At 64.6% G+C, this 7,379-nt stretch carries 7 protein-coding genes and 1 pseudogene; 6 read left to right on the top strand and 2 right to left on the bottom strand.

The genetic code is table 11. The annotated features are described in order from the left end of the window. The 4 genes and pseudogenes from C1D09_RS33960 to C1D09_RS30280 form a co-directional block, all read left to right on the top strand. Positions 1-178: pseudogene (locus C1D09_RS33960) on the top strand (PAQR family membrane homeostasis protein TrhA); the annotation flags it as partial. Positions 179-281: 103 nt separating this feature from the next. Then, complete coding sequence (locus C1D09_RS30290; RefSeq protein ID WP_143977633.1) at positions 282-1,307, top strand: MotA/TolQ/ExbB proton channel family protein; 1,026 nt, start codon at positions 282-284, stop codon at positions 1,305-1,307. Position 1,308: 1 nt separating this feature from the next. Next, on the top strand, positions 1,309-2,340 hold the full coding sequence (locus C1D09_RS30285; protein WP_143977632.1) for a peptidoglycan -binding protein: 1,032 nt from the start codon (positions 1,309-1,311) through the stop codon (positions 2,338-2,340). A 248-nt stretch (positions 2,341-2,588) separates the two neighbouring features. Beyond that, a complete protein-coding gene (locus C1D09_RS30280; protein WP_143977631.1) occupies positions 2,589-3,014 on the top strand; it encodes a hypothetical protein in 426 nt (141 codons plus the stop codon). 92 nt (positions 3,015-3,106) lie between these two features. Here the strand turns inward: C1D09_RS30280 and C1D09_RS30275 are convergent, their stop codons facing one another. Then, positions 3,107-3,460 carry a DUF1304 domain-containing protein gene (locus C1D09_RS30275; RefSeq protein WP_143977630.1) on the bottom strand — a complete coding sequence of 118 codons (354 nt, stop codon included), beginning with the start codon at positions 3,458-3,460 and terminating at the stop codon, positions 3,107-3,109. 143 nt (positions 3,461-3,603) lie between these two features. Here C1D09_RS30275 and C1D09_RS30270 point away from each other — a divergent pair, with 143 nt between their 5' ends. Then, a complete protein-coding gene (locus tag C1D09_RS30270) occupies positions 3,604-5,091 on the top strand; it encodes a carboxypeptidase M32 (RefSeq protein WP_143977629.1) in 1,488 nt (495 codons plus the stop codon). Between the two features lie 36 nt (positions 5,092-5,127). Here the strand turns inward: C1D09_RS30270 and C1D09_RS30265 are convergent, their stop codons facing one another. After that, positions 5,128-6,930: an ABC transporter transmembrane domain-containing protein gene (locus C1D09_RS30265; protein ID WP_143977628.1), complete on the bottom strand. Its 1,803-nt coding sequence runs from the start codon at positions 6,928-6,930 to the stop codon at positions 5,128-5,130. 203 nt (positions 6,931-7,133) lie between these two features. On the opposite strand from C1D09_RS30265, the gene rpmE reads away from it, so the two are divergent. Further along, positions 7,134-7,355: a 50S ribosomal protein L31 gene (gene rpmE, locus C1D09_RS30260; RefSeq protein WP_010912060.1), complete on the top strand. Its 222-nt coding sequence runs from the start codon at positions 7,134-7,136 to the stop codon at positions 7,353-7,355. Positions 7,356-7,379 lie beyond the last annotated feature (24 nt).

The raw sequence follows: 7,379 nt of genomic DNA, 5'->3' as shown, positions 1-7,379 counted from the left end.
GCCGACGACGTCGATCGTGCTCATCGTTGCCGGTGGCGTCGTCTATTCCTGTGGCGTCATCTTCTTCGCCTGGAAGGGTCTGCGCTTTCACAACGCCCTGTGGCACGGCTTCGTCGTCACTGGCGCGGGCCTGCATCTGGCGGCCATGGTCGACTGCCTGGTGATAAACCGTTTCTGATCCGCTCGCGGCAATATTGCCAAGCGCCATTCAATTTGGTCACAATTCCGTTTAGAGTCGCGAACGACGTGATCGGCGGCAGCGGCAGCGAAACGGGGCACGGATGGCTTTTCTCAGATCCTTCGGCATGGGCAGGCGCTCCGACGTACTGATCTACGATCCGCACAAGCTGTCGAGCCCGCAGGTGTTCCTGCTGACCATGGTCATCTTCCTGGCCATCGTCGCCTTCATTGCCGCCATCCTGACCCGGCAGATTTCGACGGCCTTCGTCACCAATCCCGGGCTCAACGGCCTGATCGTCGGCGTGCTCGCGGTCGGCATCCTGCTTGCCTTCGCCCAGGTCGGGCGGCTGTTTCGCGAAGTGCGCTGGCTCAACTCCTTCCGCGCCGGCTCGGAGACCACCGAGCCGGTGCTGCTGGCGCCGATGAAAGCCATGATCGGCCGCTCGTCGACCATGGCATTCTCGACCTCCTCGATGCGCACCATGCTCGATTCCATCGCAACGCGCCTCGACGAAAGCCGGGACACCTCGCGCTATTTGGTCGGCCTCCTGGTGTTCCTCGGCCTGCTCGGCACATTCTGGGGCCTGTTGAACACGATCGGCTCGATCCGCGAGACCATCGAATCGCTCGACCCCGGCACGGGTGATGCCGCCGCCGTGCTCGATTCCTTGAAGCAGGGCCTGTCGGCACCGCTGGCCGGCATGGGCACCGCCTTCTCGTCCTCGCTGTTCGGCCTGTCCGGCTCGCTCGTGCTCGGCTTCCTCGACCTGCAGGCGGGCCGCGCCCAGACGCGCTTCTACACCGAGCTTGAAAACTGGTTGTCCTCGGTCACCGATCTCTCCTCCGACATCGTCGTCTCCGATCAGGCCAAGACCGAACCGTCCGACGAAATCCGTCTGTTGTCGGAGCGGCTGCGCAGCATGCAGGAGAATGGCGGCGGCTCCAATCCGCGCGTCGCCACCGCCATGGCCAATCTTGCCGACGGCATTTCCGGCCTGGTCAAGAACATGCGCTCCGAGCAGCAGATCATGCGCGACTGGGTCGAGGCCCAGTCCGATGAGCAGAAGGCGATGCGCAACACATTGGAAAAGATTGCCGACGCCCTGAAGAAGCCCGGGGTGCACTGACATGGCGCTTGCCAGGGGCCGGCGTACCGATCGCCGCATCGACTACTGGCCGGGCTTTGTCGACGCGCTGTCGACGCTGCTGCTCGCCATCATGTTCCTGCTCACCGTCTTCGTGCTGGCGCAGTTCCTGCTGGGACGCGAGATTTCAGGCAAGGATACGGTGCTCGCCCGTCTCAACTCGCAAATCAACGAACTGACCCAGTTGCTGGCACTGGAGCGCTCGACGGCGCAGGACAAGGACGATTCGCTCGCCAATCTGCAGGCGTCGCTGTCGGCGGCCGAAGCGGAGAAGAGCCGGCTCGAACAGTTGCTGGCGCAAGGCGCCGGCGCCGGCGACCAGGCCAACCAGCGCGCCGCGGCGCTTTCGGGCGAACTCGACAACCAGCGCCAGATCAGCCAGCAGGCGTTGAGCCAGGTCGAGATCCTCAACCAGCAGATCGCCGCGCTGCGCAAGCAGATCGGCGCGCTTGAAGACGCCCTCAACGTGTCGGAAGCCCGCGACCGCGATTCCAACACGAAGATCGCCGATCTCGGCCGCCGGCTGAACGTCGCCCTGGCGCAGCGCGTGCAGGAATTGAACCGCTACCGCTCCGACTTCTTCGGACGCCTGCGCGAGATCCTCGCCGACCGCGAGAATATCCGCATCGTCGGCGACCGCTTCGTGTTCCAGTCGGAAGTGTTGTTCCCGACCGGCTCCGAGGTGATCAACGATGCCGGCAAGGTCGAGATGAAGAAGCTCGCCGACGCCATCATCGAGCTGCAGAAGGAAATCCCGCCCGAGATCAACTGGGTGCTGCGCGTCGACGGCCATACCGACAACAAGCCGCTCTCCGGCACCGGCCGCTACCGCGACAATTGGGAATTGTCGACGGCGCGTTCGACGTCGGTGGTCAAGTTCCTGATCGAGAACGGCGTGCCGGCCAACCGTCTGGTGGCCGCCGGCTTCGGTGAGTTCCAGCCCCTCGACCCCGCCGACACCGACGAAGCGCGCAACAAGAACCGCCGCATTGAACTGAAGCTCACCGAACGTTGATTTCTCATCACGCGAACTCACGCGAATTTGTTCGCCGGCTCAACTCTAGGGCGCAGATCGTAGCCGGCAAGGCCTGAAAAGATTATCTTTTTTTAATTACACTTGGCGCCGGAGCGCTCCTAGCTTGCCGTTCAGGGTCGAGAACCGCCGGCGATGCCTCCCATCGCGACACGACGGAACTGGACGACCCAAACGGTCGGAAGGCGAGGCGGCGCGACCGCTCCCTTCCTGGCAGGAGGAAGCGCCCCATGCGCACATCAGCATCTTTCAAGACGGCAACGCTTGCCGCGGTTCTCATTGTCGCCCCGCTCACCGGTGCCTATGCCGCGGGCCATCACAAGGGCGCTCTCGAGGCAACGGACCCGACAGACATGACCGGCCCGCGTGTCGAGGCCCTCATCCAACAGCTTCAGGGTGTCCGCCACGGCATAGTCGACGCCAGGCAGGCCAACAACATCAGCCCGGCGGTGGCGCAGCGCCTGGAAATGCGCACCGCCCGCATCAGCCAGGCGGCCGAGAAGATAGCCGCGTCCGATCACGGCAGGATACCGGCCGCGCAATACCATGACCTGCTGCGCCGTCTCGACAATGTCGACCAGCGGCTGCGGGTCGATACCGGCAGCGGTTTCCTGATGGGTGATGGCGCAGACGGCGGAACCTATCCGAACGGCTGAGGCCTCCGGCAAGCTCCAGGAGGAAGGGATCACCTGGCGCCTTCGGGACCCCAATCCCGCGGGCGTCCTTTTTCCTCACCAGCCCAGCCTGCCTACCAACCAAGCCAGACCGCGATCAGGGCGACCACCGCCGGTACGGTCTGGATGAACAGGATCTTGCGGCCGACCGTTGCCGCGCCGTAAAGACCGGCAATGGCCACGCACAACAGAAAGAAGACCTTGACCTGAAAGCCGGCGGCGGCGAGGTACAGCCCCCAGATCAGGCCCGCGGCGAGAAATCCGTTGTAGAGGCCCTGGTTGGCGGCGAGCACCTTCGACGCCCTGGCGAATTCCGGTGTCAGGCGGAATGTCTTGTGCCCGCGCGGCGTGTCCCACAACACCATCTCCAGATAGACGATGTAGACATGGACCAGGGCCACCAGCCCGACCAGGATGCTGCCGATCATTTGCTCCCCCTTCATGCGTTGCCGGCAGCATTTCATGTGTGGCATCGCCTGCGCAAGATGCATCCGCCAGGGGGGGCATCTGAGGGTTGCCAACGCTTTTGCGTTGGTGTCTTTTCGCGCCGTCCTCAATCACGGAAGCCGCCATGTCCTTTCAGAAACTCGATGATCTCGGCCACAAGCTCGAAGCGCTTGAGCATGCGCTGGCCATCCTCGGCGCTGACGAAGCCACGCACATGGCCGTCGGTGGCGGCGAGAAGCGCGCCGAGGCGATGGCGGCACTGACCGGCATGTACCACACCAGGGCGACCGCCCCGGAAATCGCCGATTGGATCGCCGCCGCCGAAGGCGAGGCGCTCGACGACGAGCAGCGGGCGGCGCTCGGCGAACTGCGGCGGCAATACACCAACCTGACCTGCCTGCCCGTCGAATTCGTCGAACGCCAGACCACCGCGCGCATGCGATGCGAGCAGCTGTGGCGCGACCTGCGCGCCAAGAACGACTGGGCGGGCTTCCAGCCGGCGCTCGAGGGCGTGGTGGCGCTCGTGCGCGAAGAGGCGGCCCTGCGTTCCGACGTGCTCGGCCTAGCCCCCTACGATGCGCTGATGGAACAATTCGACCCCGGCAACCGTACCGCCGACATCACACCCGTCTTCGCCGATCTGAAAACCTTCCTCAGGGGATTCGTGCCGGAGGCGCTGGCAATCCAGGAAGCACGGCTGCGCAAGCGTCCGCTGAAACCGCTCTCAGGCACCTACGCGATCGACAAGCAGCGCGAGCTTGGCCTTGCCATGATGGCGGCGGTCGGTTTCGATCTGACCCATGGCTCCCTGTCGGTGTCGCACCATCCCTTCTGCGGCGGCGTGCCCAGCGACGTGCGCATCACCACCCGGTACAAGACATCGGATTTCCTGTCGGCGCTGATGGGCGTGCTGCACGAGACCGGTCATGCGCTCTATGAACAGAACCTGCCGAAGGCGTGGTCGCACTGGCCGCTCGGCAAGGCGCGCGGCATGGCCGTGCATGAAAGCCAGAGCCTGTTCGTCGAAAAGCAGATCGGCCGCAATCCCGCCTTCTGGCGCTGGGCGCTGCCGGTGGTGGAAAAGCATCTCGGGGAGACCTGGTCGCTCGACGATCTCCTGCCGCATGTGCATCGCGTCGAGCCCGGCCTGATCCGCGTCGACGCCGACGAAGTGACCTATCCCTTGCATGTCATCCTGCGCTACGAGCTGGAGCAGGAGTTGGTCTCGGGCAGGCTGGAGGTTGCCGATTTGCCCGAAGCCTGGGACGCCAAGATGCGCAACTATCTCGGCCTCTCCACATTGGACAATCCGGCCGACGGGCCGATGCAGGACGTGCATTGGCCGGGTGCCGCCTTCGGCTACTTCCCGTCCTACACGCTGGGCGCGATGATGGCGGCGCAGCAATGGGCGGCGCTGACGCGCGAACATCCTTCCGCCGATGACGACCTTGCGAAAGGGAATTTCGCCGCCATCAATGACTGGCGCCGCAAGAAGATATGGTCGCAGGCCTCGCGCTGGTCGACGCCGGACCTGCTCGAACGCGCCACCGGCGAAAAGCTCAACGCCGTGCATTTCGTCGATCACCTGCGCAAACGGTATGGAACCGCGTGAGGCCATCGAAGGGACCGACAGGGCGGAAGCGCCTGTTTACTCCGCCGCGCCCCTGAAGGCGCTGGCGCCGGTCTCGAACTGCAGCTTGGCCAGCCTGGCATAGATGCCGCCCTTGGCGACAAGGCTCTGATGCGTGCCTTCCTCGACGATGCGGCCGCCATCCATGACCAGTATCCTGTCGGCCTTCAGCACCGTTGCCAGCCGGTGCGCGATGACGATGGTGGTGCGGCCTTGCATCAGCCGTTCCAGCGCCGTCTGCACCAGCGTCTCGCTTTCGGCGTCCAGCGCCGAGGTGGCTTCGTCGAGCAGCAGGATCGGCGCGTCGCGCAGGATGGCGCGGGCGATCGCCACGCGCTGGCGCTGGCCGCCGGACAGCGTCACGCCGCGCTCGCCGACCTGGCTGTCATAGCCGTTCTCGAGCTTGAGGATGAATTCGTCGGCCAGCGCGTCCTTCGCCGCCGCCTCGATTTCGGCATTGCCTGCGCCCGGCCGGCCGAAGCCGATATTGTCGCGCGCGCTCGCCGCGAAGATGGTGACGTCCTGCGGCACGATGGCGATGCGCTCGCGCACCGAAAGCGGGTCGGCTTCGCGCACATCGACCCCATCGATCAGGATCTTGCCGGTTTCGGGATCGTAGAAGCGCAGGATCAGCGAAAAGACCGTGCTCTTGCCCGCCCCCGAAGGGCCGACGATGGCCACCGTCTCGCCAGGCATGACCTGGAAACTCAGGCCGTGGACAGCAGCCCGGTCGGGACGCGCCGGATAGAAGAAGGAGACGTCGTCGAAGACGATCGCGCCCTTGGCGACCGCCGGCAGCGGCTTCGGCTCGTCCGGCGCCTGGATGGCCGGCTTTTCGGCCAGGATCTCGGTCAGCCGCTCGGCCGCGCCCGCTGCCTGGGCAAGTTCGCCCCAGACCTCCGACAGCGCGCCGAGCGCGCCGGCGGCGAATACCGAATAAAGCAGGAACTGGCCAAGCGTGCCCGGCGACAGGGTGCCTTCGAGAACGTCGCGCGATCCGAACCACAGTACCGCCACCACAGAGGAAAAGATCATGAAGATGGCGAAGAAGGTCAGGAAGGAGCGAGCGAAGATCGAGGCGCGCGCCGCCTCGAAGGCAGCCTCCACGGCGGACGAAAAGCGAGCGGTGACCAGTCTTTCATTGGTGAAAGCCTGCAGCGTCCGCACCGCGCCGATCTGCTCGCTGGCATAGGCCGTCGCATTGGCGAGCGTGTCTTGCGCCAGCCGCGATTTGCGACGCACCGAGCGCCCGAAGGCCACCAGCGGCAAGACGATGAGGGGGATGGCTGCGATGACCAGGCCTGACAGTTTCGGGCTGGTGAAGACCATCATTGCCACGGCGCCGAGGCCGAGAATGACGTTGCGCAGCGCGACCGAGGCGGTCGCTCCCACGGCCGACTTGACCTGCGTCGTATCGGCCGCGAGCCGCGATACGATCTCGCCCGACTGCGACGTATCGAAGAAGGATGGCGACAGCGTCGTCACATGGCTGAACACGTCGTTGCGGATGTCGGCGACAACACGTTCGCCGAGCGTGATGACGAAATAGTAGCGGCAGGCCGACGCCGCCGCCAGCACGGCGGCCATCACCACCAGCATGCCGAAATATTCGGCGATGAAGCTGGAATCCGATGCCGAAAAGCCGTGATCGATCATTCGCCGCACCGCCAGCGGCAAGGCCAGCGTCGTCGCCGCCGCGACCGTCAGCGAGATCATGGCGCCGATGACCAGTTTCCGATAGCGGCCTAGATAGGGGAACAGGCGCCTGAGCGGCTTGAGCGAGCGCCGACGCTCGTCCGCATCGCCACTGATGTCCGCCATGACCGTTTTCCTCTGGCCCTTTTCGTGCGCGCCATCAATATGCGTTTGACGCGGCCTTGTGATTCAATTTCGGCTGATGTATAGGCTCGCCGACCGTTTTAGAAGCCGTGGCTCCTCAATAGCTACGGCTTCGAGTTTTAAAAAGAGGCGCATCGACGCAGGCTCATGCCCGTCAGCCGCGCCGACAAGCCAGGAACCAAACCATGAAGAGCGCCATTCATCCCGACTACCACACCATCAAGGTCGTCATGACCGACGGCACCGAATACACGACCCGTTCCACCTGGGGCAAGGAAGGCGATACGATGAACCTCGATATCGACCCGACCACCCACCCGGCCTGGACCGGCGGCCAGCAGACCCTGCTCGACCGCGGCGGCCGCCTCTCCAAGTTCAAGAAGCGTTTCGAAGGTTTCGGCCTCTAAGCCCACTTCGGCATTGTCGTAGAT

Origin of the sequence: Mesorhizobium intechi (genome assembly GCF_002879535.1) — a bacterium.
Classification (GTDB): Bacteria; Pseudomonadota; Alphaproteobacteria; order Rhizobiales; family Rhizobiaceae; genus Mesorhizobium; species Mesorhizobium intechi.
This window is presented reverse-complemented; position numbering and strand designations above follow the sequence as displayed.